Annotated in this window: 10 protein-coding genes and 2 pseudogenes; 7 read left to right on the top strand and 5 right to left on the bottom strand. The window is 68.6% G+C overall.

From position 1 onward, the window contains the following. Window positions 1–214: 214 nt before the first annotated feature. Window positions 215–1,450: an SWIM zinc finger family protein gene (locus ACWCRJ_RS18900; protein WP_450940326.1), complete on the bottom strand. Its 1,236-nt coding sequence runs from the start codon at window positions 1,448–1,450 to the stop codon at window positions 215–217. Continuing rightward, window positions 1,447–4,272: an SNF2-related protein gene (locus ACWCRJ_RS18895; protein WP_450940325.1), complete on the bottom strand. Its 2,826-nt coding sequence runs from the start codon at window positions 4,270–4,272 to the stop codon at window positions 1,447–1,449. The genes ACWCRJ_RS18900 and ACWCRJ_RS18895 overlap by 4 nt, the downstream gene beginning before the upstream one ends. Window positions 4,273–4,455: 183 nt before the next feature. Between ACWCRJ_RS18895 and ACWCRJ_RS18890 the strand changes: the two genes are divergently transcribed. The 3 genes from ACWCRJ_RS18890 to ACWCRJ_RS18880 all read left to right on the top strand — a co-directional run bounded on the left by ACWCRJ_RS18890 (window position 4,456) and on the right by ACWCRJ_RS18880 (window position 5,607). Then, the gene (locus ACWCRJ_RS18890; RefSeq protein ID WP_450940324.1) at window positions 4,456–4,833 is read left to right on the top strand and encodes a hypothetical protein; all 378 of its coding nucleotides are present in this window, start codon (window positions 4,456–4,458) and stop codon (window positions 4,831–4,833) included. Window positions 4,834–4,960: 127 nt separating this feature from the next. Next, the gene (locus ACWCRJ_RS18885) at window positions 4,961–5,209 is read left to right on the top strand and encodes a type II toxin-antitoxin system CcdA family antitoxin (protein WP_402089904.1); all 249 of its coding nucleotides are present in this window, start codon (window positions 4,961–4,963) and stop codon (window positions 5,207–5,209) included. Next, a complete protein-coding gene (locus tag ACWCRJ_RS18880; protein WP_450940323.1) occupies window positions 5,206–5,607 on the top strand; it encodes a DNA-binding protein in 402 nt (133 codons plus the stop codon). Before ACWCRJ_RS18885 ends, ACWCRJ_RS18880 begins: the two co-directional genes overlap by 4 nt. A gap of 982 nt (window positions 5,608–6,589) precedes the next feature. Here ACWCRJ_RS18880 and ACWCRJ_RS18875 read toward each other — a convergent pair. Together ACWCRJ_RS18875 and ACWCRJ_RS18870 are read right to left on the bottom strand one after the other, a co-directional pair. After that, on the bottom strand, window positions 6,590–7,447 hold the full coding sequence (locus ACWCRJ_RS18875) for a hypothetical protein (RefSeq protein ID WP_450940322.1): 858 nt from the start codon (window positions 7,445–7,447) through the stop codon (window positions 6,590–6,592). Between the two features lie 172 nt (window positions 7,448–7,619). Then, window positions 7,620–11,417, bottom strand: a complete 3,798-nt coding sequence (locus ACWCRJ_RS18870) for an nSTAND1 domain-containing NTPase (protein WP_450940321.1) — start codon at window positions 11,415–11,417, stop codon at window positions 7,620–7,622. Between the two features lie 313 nt (window positions 11,418–11,730). Between ACWCRJ_RS18870 and ACWCRJ_RS18865 the strand changes: the two genes are divergently transcribed. Further along, window positions 11,731–13,743: a pectinesterase family protein gene (locus tag ACWCRJ_RS18865; protein ID WP_450940320.1), complete on the top strand. Its 2,013-nt coding sequence runs from the start codon at window positions 11,731–11,733 to the stop codon at window positions 13,741–13,743. A 157-nt stretch (window positions 13,744–13,900) separates the two neighbouring features. Here ACWCRJ_RS18865 and ACWCRJ_RS18860 read toward each other — a convergent pair. Beyond that, a pseudogene (locus ACWCRJ_RS18860) lies at window positions 13,901–14,203 on the bottom strand (ATP-binding protein); the annotation flags it as partial. A 137-nt stretch (window positions 14,204–14,340) separates the two neighbouring features. Between ACWCRJ_RS18860 and ACWCRJ_RS18855 the strand changes: the two are divergent. The 3 genes and pseudogenes from ACWCRJ_RS18855 to ACWCRJ_RS18845 all read left to right on the top strand — a co-directional run. Continuing rightward, window positions 14,341–14,915: pseudogene (locus ACWCRJ_RS18855) on the top strand (transposase); the annotation flags it as partial. A gap of 417 nt (window positions 14,916–15,332) precedes the next feature. After that, complete coding sequence (locus tag ACWCRJ_RS18850) at window positions 15,333–16,940, top strand: ATP-dependent nuclease (RefSeq protein WP_450940319.1); 1,608 nt, start codon at window positions 15,333–15,335, stop codon at window positions 16,938–16,940. Between the two features lie 831 nt (window positions 16,941–17,771). Continuing rightward, a complete protein-coding gene (locus tag ACWCRJ_RS18845; RefSeq protein ID WP_450940318.1) occupies window positions 17,772–19,049 on the top strand; it encodes a tyrosine-type recombinase/integrase in 1,278 nt (425 codons plus the stop codon). Window positions 19,050–19,151: the final 102 nt, after the last annotated feature.

Raw genomic sequence — 19,151 nt, 5'->3', positions numbered from 1 at the left:
TGGTGACGTCCAACAGGAACGTCTTCCAAATGTTCGTCTGGGGGTTCTGGGGTGTGCGGGGGCGTTCTGACCTGCGGGGAAGCGGTGACCGGTGAGCCTCGTGAACGGTGGCGTACGCCGGTGAATGCAACCAGAACTGCAACCACGGAAGGGGGAGCAGCGTGAGTGTGTCCAGCTTCTGCTCGTGGTTCCTGGTCAGCGGGGAATCGCTTCCTTACTCCCTGTTCTGCGACCAGGCCGCGGTGAGCGCGGTGACCGGGTCGGTGTCGGCTGGTGCCGCGGGCCACCATTCGCCGTCGTCGTCCTGGAGGTAGGGGTACCAGCGGGCGTCGGGGCCCAGACGCAGCTGGATGCCGTGGTGGGTGAGGGTGAGGCGGTTGCGCCAGGTGCTGAGGTGTGTGGGGGAGTCGGTCATCTCGGCGAGGGCCGCGTCCAGGGCGGTGCGGGTGGCCTTCATCACCGTCGGGTCGGGGGCGTAGGGGTGTTCGGCGACGGTGATGCCCGTGGGGCCGCCGTGGCGCCAGGCGCGGGTGAGGCGTGCGAAGACAGTGGGTTTGGTGCCGGTGTTCTGGATCAGGTGGTGGAACCACTCGGGTCCGGGGTTGCTCGCGGCGATGCGGACGGCGTCCTGGTGCTGGGTCAGGTACAGGTCGGCGGTGTCGCCCGCGAGGAGCCGGGCGGCGCGCGCGGTGGCATCGGCCATGAGGCGTTCCAGGTCCGCGGCGGCCAGGCCGGTGCCGGGTGGCGGGGCGACGGGCAGTGCTGTGGTGTGGGCGGCGGGTTCCGGGAGTTCGGGCAGTTCGGGGGGCTCTTCGGCCCAGCGGGCGTACGCGGCGGCGGCCGGGATGCCGGCCGGTGCCGGTGGGGCGGCGGTCTCCTGTGCCGCCGTACGGAGTGCGCGCAGCTGGGCGAAGACCTCCTCGCGACCGCGGCCGCGCAGCGTGAAGAGCACGAACGGGTCGGTGTCGATGGTGGCGGCGATGGCGTAGCAGAGCGCGGCGGCGTGCTTGCAGGGGTATCCCCAGTCGGGGCAGGAGCACTCCGGATCGAGCTCGGTGGGCAGGGGGAGCAGTGGGACGCCTGCGTGCCGGGCGTCGTCCACGAGTTCGGCGGGCATCTCGTCGTCGAGAAGTGCTGCGAGATGTCCGGCGCGGGCCGCGATCGTGTCGAGCAGGGTGTCCCACTGAGGGTCGGTGAGGACGGGCAGGTGGACCGAGGAGCGGTACGGGCGCGGGCGGCTGCCCTGGACAGCGGCATTGACCTTGCCCGGAGCGACGGTGACCGGGCCGACCATGCCCTTGCGGGCGTAGGTGCGTCCGCGCGAGAGCCGTCCGGCGTCCAGGGTGGAGTCCTCCAGGGCGGCCACCCATGCCTGGCCCCACCAGGTCGCGGCGAAGGCTGGCTTGCCGCGGGCGGGCGCACGGCGCGGGCCGGGGACAGCGGGGCTCATGACTGCCTCCCCAGGGCGACGAGTTCGGCGAGGTCGGCATCGGACAGTTCGGTCAGGGCTGCCTCGCCGGAGCCGACGACGGCGTCGGCGAGGGCGCGCTTGGCTTCGAGCAGCTTCGCTACCTTGTCCTCCACGGTTCCCTCCGCGAGGAGCTTGTGTACCTGGACGGGTTTGTCCTGGCCGATGCGGTAGGCGCGGTCGGTGGCCTGGTCCTCGACGGCCGGGTTCCACCAGCGGTCGTAGTGCACGACGTGGGTGGCGCGGGTGAGGTTGAGTCCGGTGCCCGCCGCCTTCAACGACAGCAGGAACACCGGCACTTCACCGCGCTGGAAGCGGTCCACCATCTCCTCGCGCCGTGCGACGGGGGTGGCACCGTGCAGGAAGAGAGTGGGGACGCCGCGCTCGGCGAGATGCTTCTCCAGCAGAGCCGCCATCTGTTTGTACTGCGTGAAGACCAGCACGGATTCGCCTTCGGCGGTGATGGTGTCGAGAAGTTCGTCGAGCAGATCGAGCTTGCCGGAGCGGCCCCGCAATGAAGTGGACTGGCGCAGGCTGTGCTTTTTCACATACAGGGGCTCTTTCAAATACTGGGCGGGGTGGTTGCAGATCTGCTTCAGCGCGGTGAGCAGCTTGAGTACCAGACCGCGTCGGGCGATGCCCTCCGATTCCGCGATCTTCGCCATGGTCTCGCGGACCACAGCCTCGTACAGGCTGGTCTGCTCGGCCGTCAGCGGGACGACGTGGTCGGTCTCGGTCTTGGGCGGCAGTTCGGGTGCGATGCCGGGGTCGGACTTCTTGCGGCGCAACAGAAAGGGACGTACGAGACGGGACAGGCGCTCGGCTGCCTCGGGATTCTCGCCTGTCTCGATGGCGCGGGCATGCCGGTCACGGAAGGTGGTGAGTGAGCCGAGGAGCCCGGGGGTGGTCCAGTCGAGCAGTGCCCACAGCTCGGAGAGGTTGTTCTCCACGGGGGTGCCGGTGAGAGCGACGCGGGCGCGGGCGGCCAGGGCGCGCAGTTCGCGGGCGGTGACGGCGTAGGGGTTCTTGACGTGCTGGGCCTCGTCGGCGGCCACCAGAGACCAGGTTGTCTCGGCAAGCACTTCGCGGTCGCGGCGCAGCACCCCGTAGGTGACCAGGACGATCTCGTCGCCGGCCAAATCCTTGAGATGGCGGTCGCCGCCGTGGAAACGGCGTACGGGGGTGAGCGGTGCGAATCTGGCGGCCTCGCGCTGCCAGTTGCCGAGCAGGGAGGCCGGGCAGACGACAAGGGTGGGGCCCGCGGTGGTGGGGTCGCTCTGGCGGTGCAGGTGCAGCGCGAGCAAGGTGATGGTCTTGCCCAGGCCCATGTCGTCGGCGAGGCAGCCGCCGAGGCCGAGTGCGCACATCTCGGCCAGCCAGGCCAGGCCCCGCTTCTGGTACTCGCGCAACGTGGCCTTGAGGGCGGCGGGCTGGGGCACGGGGGTGCGGGACTCGGGGTCGCGGATACGAGCGACCAAGTCTCCGAGCGCACCGACCGCCGCACAGGGGACCCGGTCACCGTCTCGCTCGGCCTCGCCGGTCAGCGCGGCGCTCAACGCCTCCATGGGGGTGAGCGGTTCCATCCGGCGGCGCTTGGCACGGGCCACCAGCTTCGGGTCGGCGACCACCCACTGGTCACGAAGCCGGACGAGCGGACGGCGTGACTCCGCGAGAGCATCCATCTCGGCCTCGGTGAGCGGCTCGCCGCCAAGGGAGACCTGCCAGCGGAAGTCGAGGAGGGCCTCGGTGTCCAGCAGGCCGCCCGCGGCGGAACCGGGGGCGGTGCGCTGCCCGATCTCCGCGGTCGCGGTGAGCGCCTTGACCAGGTCGCGCGGCCAGTGCACGTCGACACCGGCCGCACGCAGTGCGTTCGTGGCGTCCCCAAGGAGATCGAAGGCTTCGTCGTCGGTCAACCGGAGCTGATCGGGAGCGGCATCGCCCAGCAGCCTCCGCAGCGGGGGCCAGGCGCGGGCGCCGCGGCGCAGGGCGAGAAGGGTCTCGGTCTCGGCGCGTGGGCCGAGCAGCCGCTCCACTTCGGCCGGCTCGCTCCACAGGCGTGCGGCCTCGATGACGAGCGCCGGGTCCGCCGCGGTGTGCAGTTGCAGGACGGCCCGGAACTGCCGTCGGCGTCCTTCGGGTACGTCGACGCGCAGGGAGACACTGACCTCGGCGGTGAGCGCCGCCTGGGTTTCCTCGGCCCATTCACGCAAGGCGGGCACGGCGCGGGTCTCGCGCCAGGCGTACGGCAGCGCTCCCATGGCGAGCGGTGCGGCCGGAGTACGGACCAGATCATCGGCGACCGCGTCGCAGAACTGGCGTACCAGCGCAGCCGGTTCGGCGATCCGTACCGGGGCAGGGCCAGGCTCGGGCAGGCAGTGGGCGTGTGGCGGGAAGGCGGCGGCCAGGGCGTCCAGCGTCTGGCGCTGGGCGGCGGTGAAAGGACCCGCCTGCCAGGTGTCGTAACCGGCGGGGGTGACGGCCGGGTGGAGGCGGCCGTCGGCGAGCAGCCGCAGTGCGAAGCGAGTGGCGGCCTGCCAGGCGGCGCCGGAGGGATGTGTCGGCTCCGCATCGGCCAGGGCGGAGACAGCGACGGCGACAGGCAGCGCGTAACCCTCGACCCTGCGCCGCCTGACCGAGCGGCCGTGCGGCAGGACCAGCTCCACCGCCTCCGTCTCCAGGCCGGTGGGCGCCATACCGTCTCCGGCCGCTGCCCCGGTCGGCTTCCACAGCAGCAGCCGCCCGAGGCGGGCGGGCTCACCGGGCAGGAACACCGCCGCCCAGCCGGCGCCGAGCAGCTCCCTCACGAAGGCGGATGTTTCCTGCCGGGCCGGCGGCGGTGCGCTCCTCGCGCCCGTACTCGGCCTCGGCTCTCGTACGACGACTCGTGCCACTCTCTTCCGCCCTGTCGCTAGCCAGGCCCTCCCCTGGGCCGCTCACTACCGAACCCCACCAGGCAACGTCACACACTGGCAACCGCGGGCCTCGGCTTGACCGCTGGCGACGGCGCCACGGCGGATATACCGCTGCTGAGCACACCGATCCTCAACCGCACGGTGCAGCGCTACGGTGAGGCCATGAGCACCTGGGCCCTAGCCGCACTGGAGGCGTTGATCGAAGAGGCCACCATCGACGCCTACGGCGAGGATGAGCAGCTCACCGGCTTCTTCACGATGATCGAGGAGAGCCTTGCCGTGCCCTTCACCACGACTGTTCTCGGCGTCGATCTGACCGAGGACGGACGCGTGGTCGCACGCTGCGCCCGGGGGGCGGTCCGACAGGGCATCGGAATTCTGGACCTGCCGCTGCCGGAACCCGCCCCCGAAGGCTGGAAATGGGTCGAGGCATACCGCTACGGGGCCCGCTGAACCGGCGCGCCGTACAACTGGCCGGCTGAGCCCCTGCTCGAACGGACAGTCGCCCCGACTGCCGCTGACCGGACCGACGGCGGGAACAGACAGCACGTATCGCGCATACCGCAGTATGCTTGCGACTATGGCTGACACCACGCGCATCACGGTGACACTCCCCGCCGAGCAGGTGGCGGAGCTGAAGAAGATCACGGACAACATCTCCGGCTACGTCGCCGAAGCGGTCGCCAGGCAGATCCGGCACCAGCTCCTGGGGGCCGACCTGCGCAGCCACACAGACGAGCACGGGGCCTTCAGTGAGGAAGAGCTGGCCGAGGCGCGGGCTCGCATCTTCGGTACGACGTCGGCCGCAGGCGGCGCGAGCGCCGCGTGAGCGGGCACATCGAGACCGTCGTCCTGGACAGCGAGGGGCTGTCGGCCTGGATGGTGCAGGACCGGAAGGTTCTGGCGATGTTCCAGGTGTTCCACGACATGGGAGCGGACCTTGTCGTCAGCGCCAACACCGTCGTGGAGGTGAGCCACGCCAGGGTGAACCTGCCCCGACTGCAAGGGGCGCTCGCCAGGGTCAAGGTGGAGCCGATCACGGAGGCAGCGGCCAAGGCGGCGGCCCAACTGCTCAAGGGCGCCGGTCTGCACGGCCACAAGTACGCGATCGACGCCACCGTCGCGGAAGCGGCCCTGCGCCAGCCTGGCCCGGTCGCCATCCTCACGTCGGATGTCGATGACCTGGCGCGGCTGTGCGGTAGCAAGGTCCGGATGATCGGGCTATGACCGCGACATCGTCCCGGGACCATGGACGGATCCGCGTGGATCCGCCGAGACCAGAGTCGCCGCAGGCCAACCCGTGATGGGTGAACAAGGCATCGACGGACGCGGGGGCATGACCGCGTTCGGTGTCAAAGCTCCTCAGGGCGCAACGCCTGCCGGCGGCTCAGGGTGGCGACTGCCTCTTCGTCTACGCCGTTGCGGACGGCCAACTCATCGTGTGGGTCCTGACGGCCGGTAGGCGTCGTGACGTATCCCGTCAGATGGTGTGGCTCCTCGCAGTCTGCGCCGATCGCCCCGTAGGACGTGAGCGTGCGCCGTTCCTGCTTGCAGAAATCTCATAAACATCGCTTATAAATGCAACCGAAACTGCAACCAAGGCATGCCGAAGAGCTGGACCACAATGAGTGGTCCAGCTCTTCGTTTCGCCTGGTCAGGCGGCTGCGGAGGATACGAGATTCGAACTCGTGAGGGGTTGCCCCCAACACGCTTTCCAAATGTTCGTCTGGGGGTTCGGCAACGCTCGGGGGCGTTCTGACCTGCGACGGAGCGGTTCGCCGGGAAGGCGGTGGACGGCGCCGGACGGGGGTGAATGCAACCCGAACTGCAACCAGAGGTGCAGCTGTTCTGCCTGGTCAAGGAGGTTTCCGGTGTCGTTGGTGTGGAGCAGACCGGCTGCCCGCGTCCGTCTGTATCGGCGCCATCGAGATCACGGCGTCCCGGAGCGCGGCGAGGTGGACGGACGGTGTGCCGGTGGCGACGGTGGTGAGGTCGGCGCCGGAGCGGGCGGCTCTGGTGGTCGCCGGCAGCAGGTGCTGACAAGCCGCGGCCAGGGCTTCGCCGTCGTCGGCCGGCACGGCGGCACCCGATGCGGGACAGGGCGCCGCGGGCGATGACTCCGAGCAGTTCGGCTTCGCGGGACACCGGGACGGAGTGCCCGCCGGCCCCGGGCCGGCGGGCACTCCGGGTCTTCGGGAGCGGTGGCGTCTCAGCGCCGGCATTCACCCGACCTGTTCGCACGGTCGTGCTTGTAGAACTTGAACACCGGCTGCCCGTTGCGGAGCACGTCGGACGTGCCGTCGTAGTAGTAGTTGCGGTCCACGATGTCTCGCTGGGTGCCGTAGATGCCCCACTTGTCGTGGCCCTTCTTCTCGGTCCCGTCGTACCAGTTGTACTCGTCGATCCAGAAGTGCGGGTTGACGCGGACCACGCGCTTGATGGGCGCCGCGGTGAGCCACGCGGTCCGGCCGGGCGGAACGTCTATGCTGACGGAACGGCCCCAGCCGACGGTCTTGGCGTAGGACCACGAGTACGAGAACTCGGCACCGAGGCCGACCCCGAACATCTTGCTGACGTTGGGGCTGCCGCTCAGGCTGCCGTTCACCGTCTTCGTGGTGGTCGTCGTCGTGCTGTAGGACTGGTCGACCCGCTCGGTGAGATTGCCCCCCTGTGAGCAGTTGGTGGCCACGTCGGAGAACGCGGTCTGTCTCCCCTCGTACGTCCAGGAGGACGACGCCGGGTAGAAGCAGTGGCCCTTGATCTCACGCCAGCCCGAGTTCATGGCGTAGCGGTTTCCCGCCTTGCTGCCGCCGATGTACTGCCAGACCGGAGTCTTCCCCACGCTTCCACGGCTTCTGTCGAGCAGCTGCTTGGTGTTGACGTTGTAGTACCAGACGCTCTGGCCGCTCCGGTTGGAGCCGTCCTGGCACATGTTCGGGAGCAGCCAGTCGTGTGCGCCGTTGACGTCCGTCGACGCCATCGCGGCCGGGGCGGAGCCGAGGGTCAGGCCGCCGATCGCCATGGCGAAGGCGGCGCCGGTCAGGAGGCATTTCTTGATGGTGGGCATGTTCCTACGTCCTTGCGCGTGGGATGCGAGACCACACGGGTGTGCCGGGCGGTCGTCGGCCGTGAGGTCGACCGCGAGCAGTCTTTGCCGACGCGCGTTGGTGACCAACCCGATCCAAAGGGCGAAACAACTCTCCCCGTTCGATATCCCCGTTCGATGGAGGCGCCCGGCCTCAGTGGCCGCACACCTTGCGGTACGGCGCCTCAGGCACGTACGTGCGCCATTGGGCGGGTGTCAGGTCGGCGTCGCCGGTGCGGGCGCAGATCCAGGTGACGGCCCGGGCGGGGTCGATGGTGTGGCTCTGGAGCGGGACGTGGGTGCCGGCCGCGTGGATGGCGGTGCTGTCGGGGCTGAAGGCGAGGGACGTGACGGCGTCGCCGGGGGTGGTCAGCGGGCCGCCGAGGGGCTGTTGCGTGGCGATGTCCCACAGTTGGAGCGTGCCGGCGTCGCCGCCGACGGCCAGGGTGCGGCCGTCGGGACTGATGGCGAGGGCGCTGACCGCCTCGGCGGTGTCGCCGGGCGTGGTGGGGAAGACGTTGCGCAGTACGCCCACGCGGTGTTTCAGGTCGCCGTCCCACAGGGTGACCCGCCCGGTCCGGTCGCCCGCCGCGAGCCGGGAGCCGTCGGGAGCGAAGGCGAGGGCGCCGAGTTCGTCGCCCTGGACGAGGCTGTGGGCGATGGGGGCGGCTCCCCGCGCGGGCGTGGTCGGGAGTTCGGGGGACGTGCCGGAGGACAGGCGCACCGAGCGGTCGGCGGCGACGAGGAGCCGTCCGTCGGGGCGGACGGCCAGCCCGGGGCCGGCCGCGTCCGGGTACACGGCGGTTTGCCGGTGCCGTGCGGTGTCCCACATTTCGTCGCTCAGTCCGCCGATGCCGGGTGTGCGCGTGGCGTACAGGGCGTGACCGCCGGGGCCCAGGGCGAGTGTGACGACCGCTCCGTCGGACTGCGGCGTCGTCAGGTCCAGTGTGGTGCGTGCGCGGCCGCGCGCCACGTCCCAGAGAACGAACCGCTGGGGCGCGACCAGACGGCCGGGTGCGGAGACGCCGTAGGCGAAGGTGCCGCCGTCGGGGCTGAAGGCCATCAGTGGCGTGGTGTCCTGCGCGACGACCGGCTGCTCGGGGTCGCGCGAGACGGGCAGGGGCAGGGGTACCGGCGCCGGCGTCCGCAGTACGCGCCCGTCGCGAAGGTCGCGCAGTTGGAAGCGGTAGCCGGTGTTCCCGGTGCGTTCGGCGGTGGCGAGCATGCGCCCGTCCGGGCTGAGCAGCGCCGCGTCCAGGGGGTGTTCGCGCCATGCGGGGCTGACGGCGCCCGCGAGGTCCAGCGTGTGGACGGTGCCGCCTTCGAGGTAGCGCAGCAGCGGCCGGTCGGGGTCCCAGGCGAGCCCGCCGTAGGGGTGCTCGTTGAGCAGAGGGTGGCGGAAGACCGGGGCGGGGTCGTCGGTCGTGGACGAGGTGAGGCGCCACGCCCTGATCTCGCCGCCGTCGGCGGTCGCCAGGAACCTCCCGTCCGCGCTGAAGGCGAGAGCGTCCACTCCAGGGTCCGGGAGGTCGGCGATCCGGCGCCCGGACGCGGCGTCCCAGACGTGGACGCCGCCGGGCAGGGCCACGGCGAACCGGTCGGCGGCGTCGCCCGGGCCGCCGAACACCAGCGTCGAGTGGTCGTCGTCGCAGAGGGCGCCCGCGTCCTCCCAGGCGCCGGGCAGGGTGCGGTGGCGGGCGGTGTCCCAGACCTGCGGTGCGCGGCCGGCGGGGCAGACGGCCATCAGGCGGCCGTCGGTGCTCGGCGCCACGTTCGCGCGGCCGGTCACCCGGGTCTCGAACAGCGGTGTGCCGTCGGCGGCCGAGTGCAGCCGCACCAGGTCGTCGTCCGGACCGCTCACCGCGTAGCTGCGGCCGTCGGTGCCGAAGTCCACGGCGGCGTCGACCGGGAGGGCCGGCCCGGTCCACCGCCCGGCGGAGCTGTCCCACAGCCGTAGGTCGTCGTCCCCCGCGATCGCGAGCAGCCGCCCGTCGGGGCCGGCTCCGACGAGCATTCCGTCGGGCAGCCGGTCCGATGTGAGCGGGCGGTGCGTGGTCACGTCCCAGGTGCGCCAGGTGTCGCGGTCCGTGCTGAGCAGCGTGCGGCCGGAGCGGGTGAGGAAGCGGGCGGGGTCGCTGCCGGGCGTCGGGTCGGTGAAGACGTCCGTTTCGGACTGGGCGAGGGCGCCGAGCAGGGCGCGGCGGGTCTCCGGCGACTCGGCGACGCGCCAGGCGGCGACGCCGAGCAGCTGGGCGGTGCGCGGGTCGGTGGTGCGCAGGGATTCGGCGACCTCCGCGACGCGGCGGGCCGCCGCGTCGGTACGACGCCGCTGGTTGTCGTGGTGCTCCGCCCAGGCGGCCAGGCCTGCCACCAGGGCCACGGCCAGGACGGCCGAGAGGGTGGCCAGCAGGGCCCGGGACCGCCGCGCGGCGCGGGCGGCGGCGCGGAGTTCCGCCTCGCGGCCGTCCAGGCCGGCGGTGAGGAAGGCCCGCTCCGTCGCGGTGAGCATGCTGTCGTCGTCCGTGAACAGCTCCTCCGCGCGCGCCAGCCGGGTGCCCCGGTACAGGGCGCCGGAGTCGCGGTCGTGCTCCAGCCAGGCGCGGGTGGCCTCGGCGAGGCGGCGGTGGTGGCGCAGCCGTTCGCGGTCCTCCTCGATCCAGCCGTGCAGCCGCGGCCAGCAGGTGATCAGCGCCTCGTGGGCGAGCTGGACGCCGTCCTCGTCGGCGGTCAGCAGCCGGGCGCGGGTCAACCGGTCCACGACCACCGGTACGTCGGAGGCGGCCCACTCCTCCATTTCGGCCCGGGTGAGCGGGCGCCGAGTGTCGGGGGTGCCCTGGCCCGGCTCGACCATCCGCAGCAGCAGATGCCGGGCGGTGCGGGCCTGCTCCGGTGACAACTGCCCGTACACCTCCTCCGCGGTCGCCGCGATCGCGCCGCGAACCCCACCTGCCGCCTGGTACCCGGCGAGGGTGAGCATCCGGCCCCGGCGCCGCCGCCATGTCTCCAGCAGGGCGTGCGAGAGCATCGGCAGGCCGCCGGGCTCGTCGAGCACCTCCTCGACGAGCCGCGCGGTCAGCTCCCGCTCGACGAGCAGGCCGACCGCCTGGGCGGGTTTGACGACCGCCTCACGCAGCTCCTCCGCCCTCATCGGACCGACCAGCAGGGACGCGCGGCTCAGCGAGTCCGCCAGCTCCCGGTGCTCGGCGCAGCGGGCGTAGAAGTCAGCGCGTACGGCGATCACCACCCGCACACGGCTGCCCGGGTCCCGGGCGGCGAGCAGCAGGTCGATGAACCGGCCGCGCTCCTCCCGGTCCCGGCAGAGGGTGAAGACCTCCTCGAACTGGTCCACCACCACCCAGCTGTCCGGCTCGTCCTCGGCCGGGGCGAGCAGATGGCCGTACGTGGTGGCGGGCCGTGGGCCCGGGGTGAGGATGCGCAGCACCGCCGGGCCACCCTGCTCCGCGATCTTCTCCCGCATCCGGGGGAGCAGCCCGGCCCGCAGCAGCGAGGACTTGCCGCTGCCGGACGGCCCGAACACGACCGCGAACCGTTGGCCGCACACCAGCTCCCGCAACTCCTCCGCCAGCTGGTCCCGGCCGAAGAACAGGTCGCGGTCGTCCGGTTCGAAACGGGACAGCCCCCGGTACGGCGGCGCCGTGTCCCCGGCGTCGTCGAGCGCCTCCCCCGCGGCCTCGGCCTCGGCCCGCTTCCAGCGCAGCTCCCACTCGCCGGGGTCGCCCCCGCAGGCGCGCGCATACCCCTGGACCACGGCGAGCGACGGCAGCCGTGTCCCGGACGCGGCCTTGGACAACGCCGCCGCCGAGAACCCCGCCGCGTCGGCCATGGTCCGGTACGAGGGGCTGCCGGCGGCCCGGCGCAGCTCCCGCAGCTCATGGGCGAGGCGTGGCACGGGGCCGGCCGCAGGATCCAGCGGTCTCTCGGGACGCGCCACGGTTCTCCTCACTTCCGTCCGGATGCCGCAGAGCGATGAAAAGGCATTCGTAAGGCGGCTAAACATATTCTCCTGGCGCTCCGGAGGCACCGGTTTCCATCGGGATGTGGCATTGATGACAGCCGCGCAGCCGGCCCGCGAATCAACCCGGCGGTGTCGCGCGCAATTGATTCCCCTGCTGGGAGGGGGTGAGCAACAACGTGTGCGCTGTCAGCCTCGGTCACGTCAGCCCGGGCCCCCGGCCCCCGGACCTGGCCCCGACAGCCTCCGGCCGCCTGACATCAGGCACACCGAGTCATCTGGAGAACAGCGCATGACCGCCACCGACATCACGGCGCTCCCCGAACAGGGGGTGCCTCAGCCACCGCCTCCACCCCGGCGCCGCGCCCGCGAGGCCACCGTCGTATCGATCGTGACCACGATCGTGCTGTCGATCTTCGCCACCTTGCTCGGCCCGCTGGGCGGGCTGCAGAGCGCGAGCGCCGCAGACGGCCAGACGCCGATCTTCAGGCTGGACGGCGCCACCGCCACGCGCGCCAACTACCGCGCCTTCCTCGATCAATTCCGCGACAACGTGGCGTATCACGGGCAGGTGAACGGCAGGCGCCTGACCGATGAGGTCCAGGGCACGAGACTCACCGTCGAGCACACCAACCCCGCGGCTTCGGGTTTCACCGAAGCCGTCATCATCACCGAGGACAGCCACGAGGTGCGCCTCCGTTTCCGGGTGAGCGACATGTACCTCGTGGGCTGGTTCGATCGCGACGGCCGCTACAACTACGTCGGTCCCGAGAACGAATCGCAGGTCCCGGCGGAACCTCGCCTCGGCCCTGACGGACGGCCGCTCGTAGCTCGGCAGCTGCACGGGTCGCCGAGCTACGTCAACCTGCAGACCCAGGGGAACGTGTCCCGCTACACCCTGAAGTACGGGCGGGTGGAGACCGAGAACCACGCCATGAGCCTGTGGAACGCCGACGGTACCGAGGCCAGTCGACAGCGCGCGGCCGCGGCGGCGCTGTACTTCGCCCAGTTCATCTCCGAGGCCACCCGTCTCCGTGACACCGGCGAATGGCTCGCAGAGCGAGCGTTCGGCGAGGACGACTGGGAGTCGTACAACATGCACACGACCATCGACCGCCGCCTCGTCGACATGCAGAACGAGTGGGGCACGATCAGCAATCACTTCGCCGCCGCCCAGGCCAACCCGGACGGCTTCGACCCCTCCGAGAACCTCCTGACCGTATGGACCGTGAATTCCCGCGGGGATCTGGTCGAGCAGACGCTTCGCTGGGCGTACCAGTTCGCGAGCGTGTTGTACGTCGCCAACGGCTACGCCGGCTACAGCAAGCCCAGGAGGCAGCTCACCACGGACCGCACGTTCATCGTGGCGCGCGACGGCTCCGGTGACTACAGGACCATCCAGTCCGCGATCAACGCCGTCCCCGCGGACGGGGTCGCCCACACCATCGTCATCGACAAGGGCATCTACCGCGAGGCCATCACCGTCCCGAGCAACAAGACCCACCTGACCATCAAGGGCGCCACGGGGGTCGACTGGGATGTGTACATCTACAACGACAGGGCCCATGGGACGCGCCGGCCCGACGGCAGCCTGTACGGCACCGAGGGCAGTGCCACGGCCACCTTCAAGGCACGCGACCTGACCGTCCAGGACCTCACGATCGCCAACACGTTCAATGCCAAGGCACACCCGGAGATCGGCCCGTTCGAGACCCAGGCCGTCGCGGTGGCCGCCAAAGGTGACCGGCAGGTGTTCGACAACGTCACGATCAAGGGCCGCCAGGACACCCTGCTGGTCAAGGGGAACGCACCCACGGACCAGGCCCGGCAGTACTTCTACAACTGCTACATCACGGGCACGGTGGACTTCATCTTCGGCAACGCCACCGCGGTGATCGACCGGTCCGAGATCAAGGTGGACGACTGGCCCGGCGGCACGTTGCTTGCGCCGAACACCGACCGCAGGAAGAAGTACGGGATCCTCATCACCGGCAGCCAGGTGGGTTCCAGTGGTGTGCCGAACGATTCGTACTACCTCGGCCGGCCGTGGCACAACTCGCCGGACGCCTGGCCCCAGGCGGTGGTCCGTGACACCCGTCTGGACTACATGATCAAGGAAACGCAGCCCTGGACCGACATGGTGTCCGACTACCACTGGTGGCAGGCCCGGTTCCGGGAGTACAACAACAGAGATGAGGGAGCCGGCGTCGGCACAAACGCACCGAAGCTGACCGACGCCGAGGCCGCGGACTACACCGCACAGAAGTACCTGGCGGGCACCGACGGCTGGAACCCGGTCCGCTGACCGCGGCCGAGACGACAGGCACACCGCCCACCGGCAGCCCCCCGCCCCCGCGGCGAGGTGAACCACGGCGGGGCCGGGACAGCACAAGTGTCCCGGCCCCGCCGCTGGGCTGGACATGGCCGATCGCGGTACGTGTCCAGGAGCCCGGCTTCTGCTCACGCCAGGCGCTGAACAGCTCCTCGGGGCCGTACGCCGTCCGAAGCCCGGAACAGCCGGCACCGTTGCGGGAGACCGCCACGACAGGGACGGGCTCGTCGGTGATCGCCGCGCGGTGCTTCCGCAGCGCGGCCAGATCGTGGTTGTCGAACGCGGAGTTCTCCAGCCATCTGACCGAGCCGAGAAAGAACACCTGCTTGGCCATCGGCCGCCGGTCGGCGCCCACAAGATCGATCTCGACATCGTTGCTGCGGGTCCAGTACCCGCAGGTGGCCGAAGTGGCGAGAAGGAGCCCGTCCGGCAGTGGGGTCCTTGCCGCGCGAGGCGCTCTGGACGAGGGCGGCGAGACAGGCCGGACCGCCTGTCTCGTCGAGCTTTTTGCGCTTGACCAGTTCTGTGGCGACGGTCATCGGGTCGGCCGGTTCGGAGCGGGCGTACAGGTCACAGATGACCGCCGAGCTGGTCGAACACGGGCTGGTCCGCCCTTGTTCGTGCCGCCCGAGCCGATCCGGCAGCCGCGCGACCTGACCCGCTGTCGCACCGACGTGGTGCGCGAACGCGCCCGGCAGGCCCAGCGGCTGCAGAACCTGCTGGAGGACTGCGGGATCAAGCTGACCTCGGTGGTCTCCGACTACCCGGGTGTCTCGGGCCGACGTGATGCTTGAGGCTCTCATCGACGGCGAGCGCGACCCGAAGGTGCTTGTCCAGGCGGCGCCCAATCTCAGGACACCACGCGAGACGCTGATCAGGCGCTGACTGGCTACTTCACCGACCATCACGCCTTCCTCGCGCGCACCATGCCGGACGGGATCGACGAGGCCACCGCGATGGAAGAGCGCCTCAGTAAGCGGATCGAGGAACACATCCGCCCCTACCGGCGGCACGTCCAGCTGCTGGCGAACGTCCCCGGGGTGAGCGCGCACACCGCCGAGGTGATCCTCGCCGAGATCGGCGCGGACATCACTCGTTTCCCCTCGGCCGGCCACCTCGCCTCCTGGGCCGGAGTCTGTCCGGGCACGTCGAAGGGCCCCATCGTGAATGGTGGGGCCCTTCGACATCGTGCCCGGTGAGGCACTGGCGGAGGATACGAGATTCGAACTCGTGAGGGGTTGCCCCCAACACGCTTTCCAACTGTCCGCATGGCCGGACGGAGACGTACGTGGGGGTTCACGCGGCAGGTCACACGGGGTGGGCGTACTGCGGTGAACGGTGGCGTCCGGCAGCGCACTGGACAAAGACCAGGACAACGGGGGGCGCTGAACATGGCAGGACCAACCGGGGGTTGGGGACTACCTGGACCACGCCAAGGTGGCGCCATGGCCCGATGGCGCTGCCCTACCAGTATGGACAAATGTCAGCGACCGCAGGACAAGTCGGGTTAGATGCGGTAGAGCAGACGAGATACTTCATTCTGAGAGGAGAAGGGAATATACATGGGGGTTTCCTATGGTTTGGCGAGGTTCACATTGGTGGATGGGGCGGTGGTGGAGCCGCCCCTGAATGGCATGACTGTGCTCACGGGGCCGAACAACAGTGGCAAGTCTGTATTGTTGAGAGAGTTGTTCTATTTGATGCGCTCGTTTCCGGGCACTCTTCAGCCCCGTCGGTGGGTAGAGAGTATTAAGGTCCATAAGACAGGATCTGGTGACGAATTCATTTCCTGGCTTCGTGAGCAAGGGCATCAGTTTCGATATCAACCACAGGCTCAGCGCACCGTACTTCGGGGCCCAACTGAAGACTCAATTGAATCCACAACCGCAGCATCGGAGTGGGAGCGCTCCAGCTTCCCTCGGATTTCACAGCTGTTGATCAATGGGCAATGGACGGAACATCGCCTGGGGGACCAGACCAGCTCGCTCGTTTGGGACCAATCCGAACCGCCAAATCACCCCACTCAATACATGTGGGAATCCAAGGAAGCTCATTCTAGATTCTCGAATCTTTTTGAGCAGGCTTTCGGCCTGCCTGTCGCAATCAACCGCTACATCCCGAGAATCGAACTTCAGATCGGCTCAACTGGAATGCCGGACACGCCACCGCCGGCTCCTCCAGAGTTGCGGGAAGCTTATAGCGTGCTTCCGTATTTGCGCGATCAAGGCGATGGAATGAAAGCTTTTGGAAATATCTTGCTTCATTCTTTGGTCACTCCCGCTCCGGTTATCGTTATTGATGAACCAGAAGCATTCCTTCACCCGCCACAGGCGCGCCTACTCGGACGCTATCTTGCATTGCATACGCCCTCTCCCTGTCAAGTGATTGTTGCTACACATAGTGCAGATTTCCTGAACGGGGTAATCGAGGGAAATTCCGTGCGTGAATCTGGGCCGCCTCGACCGCTGACGATGGTTCGCATTTCTCGAATCGGAGACACCGTCGACGCCCGCACCCTTGCAGCGGATTCGGTGAGTGACATTCTAGGGTCGCCCTTGCTCCGTTACTCAAACATCATTTCTGGTCTATTTCACGACGGCGTGATTCTCTGTGAGGCCGAGGGTGATTGCCATTTTTACGCCGCCACCCTTGATGTTGTCAGAGGGCGTGGCAGGCACGAGAACCTTGCTTTCCTGCATGTGAACGGCAAGGCGCGACTTAGCGATGCCGCTCACAAGCTGCGCACGTGCGGTATTCCTACGGCTATCATCGCTGACTTTGATGTACTTAATGACGCAACCAAGATCAAGCAGATGTTGAGCCATCTGGGTGGCCGCTGGGAAGACGTTCAGAGCGATTTGCAAATACTCCAAGCGCACGCTAGATCGTCCGTTATCGCCACTCCGGCCAACGAACTGCGGAAAGCGATTAGTAAAATCATCGGGAATCCGAGCGGTAAGGCCACTCTCAGTCAGTATCAGGTCGACGAAATTACCAGCGCTTTGAAAACCGCCAACGGCTGGAAGACGCTTAAGGCAAGTGGCCTCACCGACTCTCCGGTGAGGCGTACAATGCTACGCGTCGCCTGCTCGACTATTTTGCCGGACTCGGAGTTTTCATTGCGCCTGTCGGAGAGCTTGAGTGTTGGGTGCGGACCGTCTCTCCGGTAAACAAGAGCGTCTGGCTATCACGGGTATTCGACGAAGGGCACCATAGAACGCCGATTGCAGAACTGTCCATGTTCATGAACAGTGTCACGTCTTTCCTAACTGAAAAGGCCCACAATCGGTGAAGCGTCTGCCGCCGTTTGGTTACCAGCGGCAGAAGGCTACCGCTGCATCATCACCCGACTTGTAGCGCGGCCAACGCCGTCCCGTAGGGTCTGTGGCTTCCGCTTTTCGAACGGCGTTAATCAGTTCTTGCGGCCCTCCGATCCGAAGCATTGTAAAGACTTCCGACCAGGTCGCCATGGCGTATTCCGTTACGAGGCGCGACGCCCCATCAGACATGACAGCAGCCGCGCGTACCTCTTTGGCCGGGGTGCTTCCGACCAAGGCGTGTTCCGCTGCTTCCGGACCGGCAGCCGCCACCCAATATCCGGTCGGTGTGTTTCGGATCTGCCGCTGCGCAGTTACCAAGCGGCGGAGAGCCTCTTTGTGGTCTGCCGTGTGCGTCTCGTACTGCTCGACCTCGGACCTCAGCTCGGGAAGTACTTCGTCCACGCGTAGGTCCGTGATCACAGTAAAGCCCTGCCCCCTTCGAGAGCGATCGGTGAGTCCGCCAAGACCAGGTGATCGAGATGCCCACCCCGTTGCCGGAGGACCGCGACTGTTGCCGAGGGTGTTCCAGGATTACGCAGGTCGCATTCGGGGTGCAGTGCCGCCACCCGTTCGAGGGCGCTCGCCAAGCCAGCTGTGAGCGAAGTGCTCGGCTCTGCCAACTCGGCGACAAGCTCACTGCCGAGGTGAGCCACATACCACGGAACGCCATGGCGGCATCCTGTGTCCAGCCCCGCTGTGCTGAGCCCGTCCAGCGAATCCGCGATCTACTTCGGGAAAGACGAGCGTTGGCACGCCCGTGTACCGATGGGCTACAAGGACAACGGGGAGCCCTACCGCCGACACCTCACGCGCAAGACGCGCGAGGACCTGGTCGAGGAAGTCAAGAAGCTGGAGAAGCAGCGCGACGCGGGTTCAGCGCAACAGCCCGGCAAGGCGTGGACGGTTGAGAAGTGGCTTCAGCACTGGGTCGAGAACATCGCCAAGCCGACCGTCAGCGAGAACACGTACGACGGGTACGAGGTCGCCGTTCGCGTTCACCTCGTGCCCGGTATCGGGAAGCACCGCCTTGACCGCTTGCAGCCTGAGCACCTGGAGAGCCTGTACCGCCGTATGCAGGCCAACGGGGCGCGCAAGGCCGGTACGGCTCACCAGGCTCACCGCACCGCCCGAACCGCGCTGGGGGAGGCTGTACGGCGTGGCTATGCGGCCAAGAACGCTGCCGCGTTGGCCAAGCCGCCCCGGATGGAAGAGGACGAATCAGAGGTTGAGCCTTACTCCGTGGAAGAGGTTCAGTGCCTGCTGCTCGAAGCCAACAAGCGCCGGAACACGGCCCGCTGGATGCTGGCGCTGGCGCTCGGATTGCGGCAGGGCGAAACGCTCGGACTGCGCTGGTCTGACGTCGACCTGGACAACGAGTACCTGAAGCTGCGCCGGAACCGTCTGCGCCCCCGGTACGAGCACGGATGCCCGGAAGCCTCACCGTGCGGCCGGAAGGCGGGGTACTGCCCGGCCAAGGTGCAGGTGCGGCGCGAGACCAAGAACACCAAGTCCCGCGCCGGCCGCCGCGCCGTGCCCCTGCCGGGCTCCCTGGTCGCCATGCTCCGTGCCCACGCCGAGACGCAAGAGCGCGAGCGTAAGGCGGCCGGCGACCTGTGGACCGAGTCGGACTACGTGTTCGCGAAGCCCCTGGGTGGCCCCTTGAGCCCGAACACGGACTACCACGACTGGAAGCGCCTGCTCGAAGACGCGGGGGTCCGGAACGCCCGGCTGCACGACGCCCGGCACACGGCCGCCACCGTGCTCATGCTGCTCGGTGTCCCGGCACGCGTCATTGATCAGATCATGGGGTGGGAGCCGGGCACGTCCGACAGCATGCGAGCGAGGTACCTGCATGTGCCGGACGCCATGCTCAAGGACGTCGCCCGGAAGATCGCCGAAGCCATCTGGGGAGCCCCGGAAACACCCGCTGTGGACAAAAACCAGGACAACGAGGGCTGAGAACCGTCGAAGGGCCCCACCGCGAACGGTGGGGCCCTTCGACATCGTGCCCGGTGAGGCACTGGCGGAGGATACGAGATTCGAACTCGTGAGGGGTTGCCC

The sequence above is a fragment of the Streptomyces sp. NPDC002324 genome (assembly GCF_053593335.1).
Note: the sequence above shows the minus strand (reverse complement) of the source record. Positions and strands in the feature narration are given on the sequence as shown.

Coding starts and splice junctions, on each gene's coding strand:
- ACWCRJ_RS18850 (WP_450940319.1), top strand. CDS start 15,333: ATGGGGGTTTCCTATGGTTTGGCGAGGTTCACATTGGTGGATGGGGCG.
- ACWCRJ_RS18885 (WP_402089904.1), top strand. CDS start 4,961: ATGGCTGACACCACGCGCATCACGGTGACACTCCCCGCCGAGCAGGTG.
- ACWCRJ_RS18875 (WP_450940322.1), bottom strand. CDS start 7,447: ATGCCCACCATCAAGAAATGCCTCCTGACCGGCGCCGCCTTCGCCATG.
- ACWCRJ_RS18900 (WP_450940326.1), bottom strand. CDS start 1,450: ATGAGCCCCGCTGTCCCCGGCCCGCGCCGTGCGCCCGCCCGCGGCAAG.
- ACWCRJ_RS18865 (WP_450940320.1), top strand. CDS start 11,731: ATGACCGCCACCGACATCACGGCGCTCCCCGAACAGGGGGTGCCTCAG.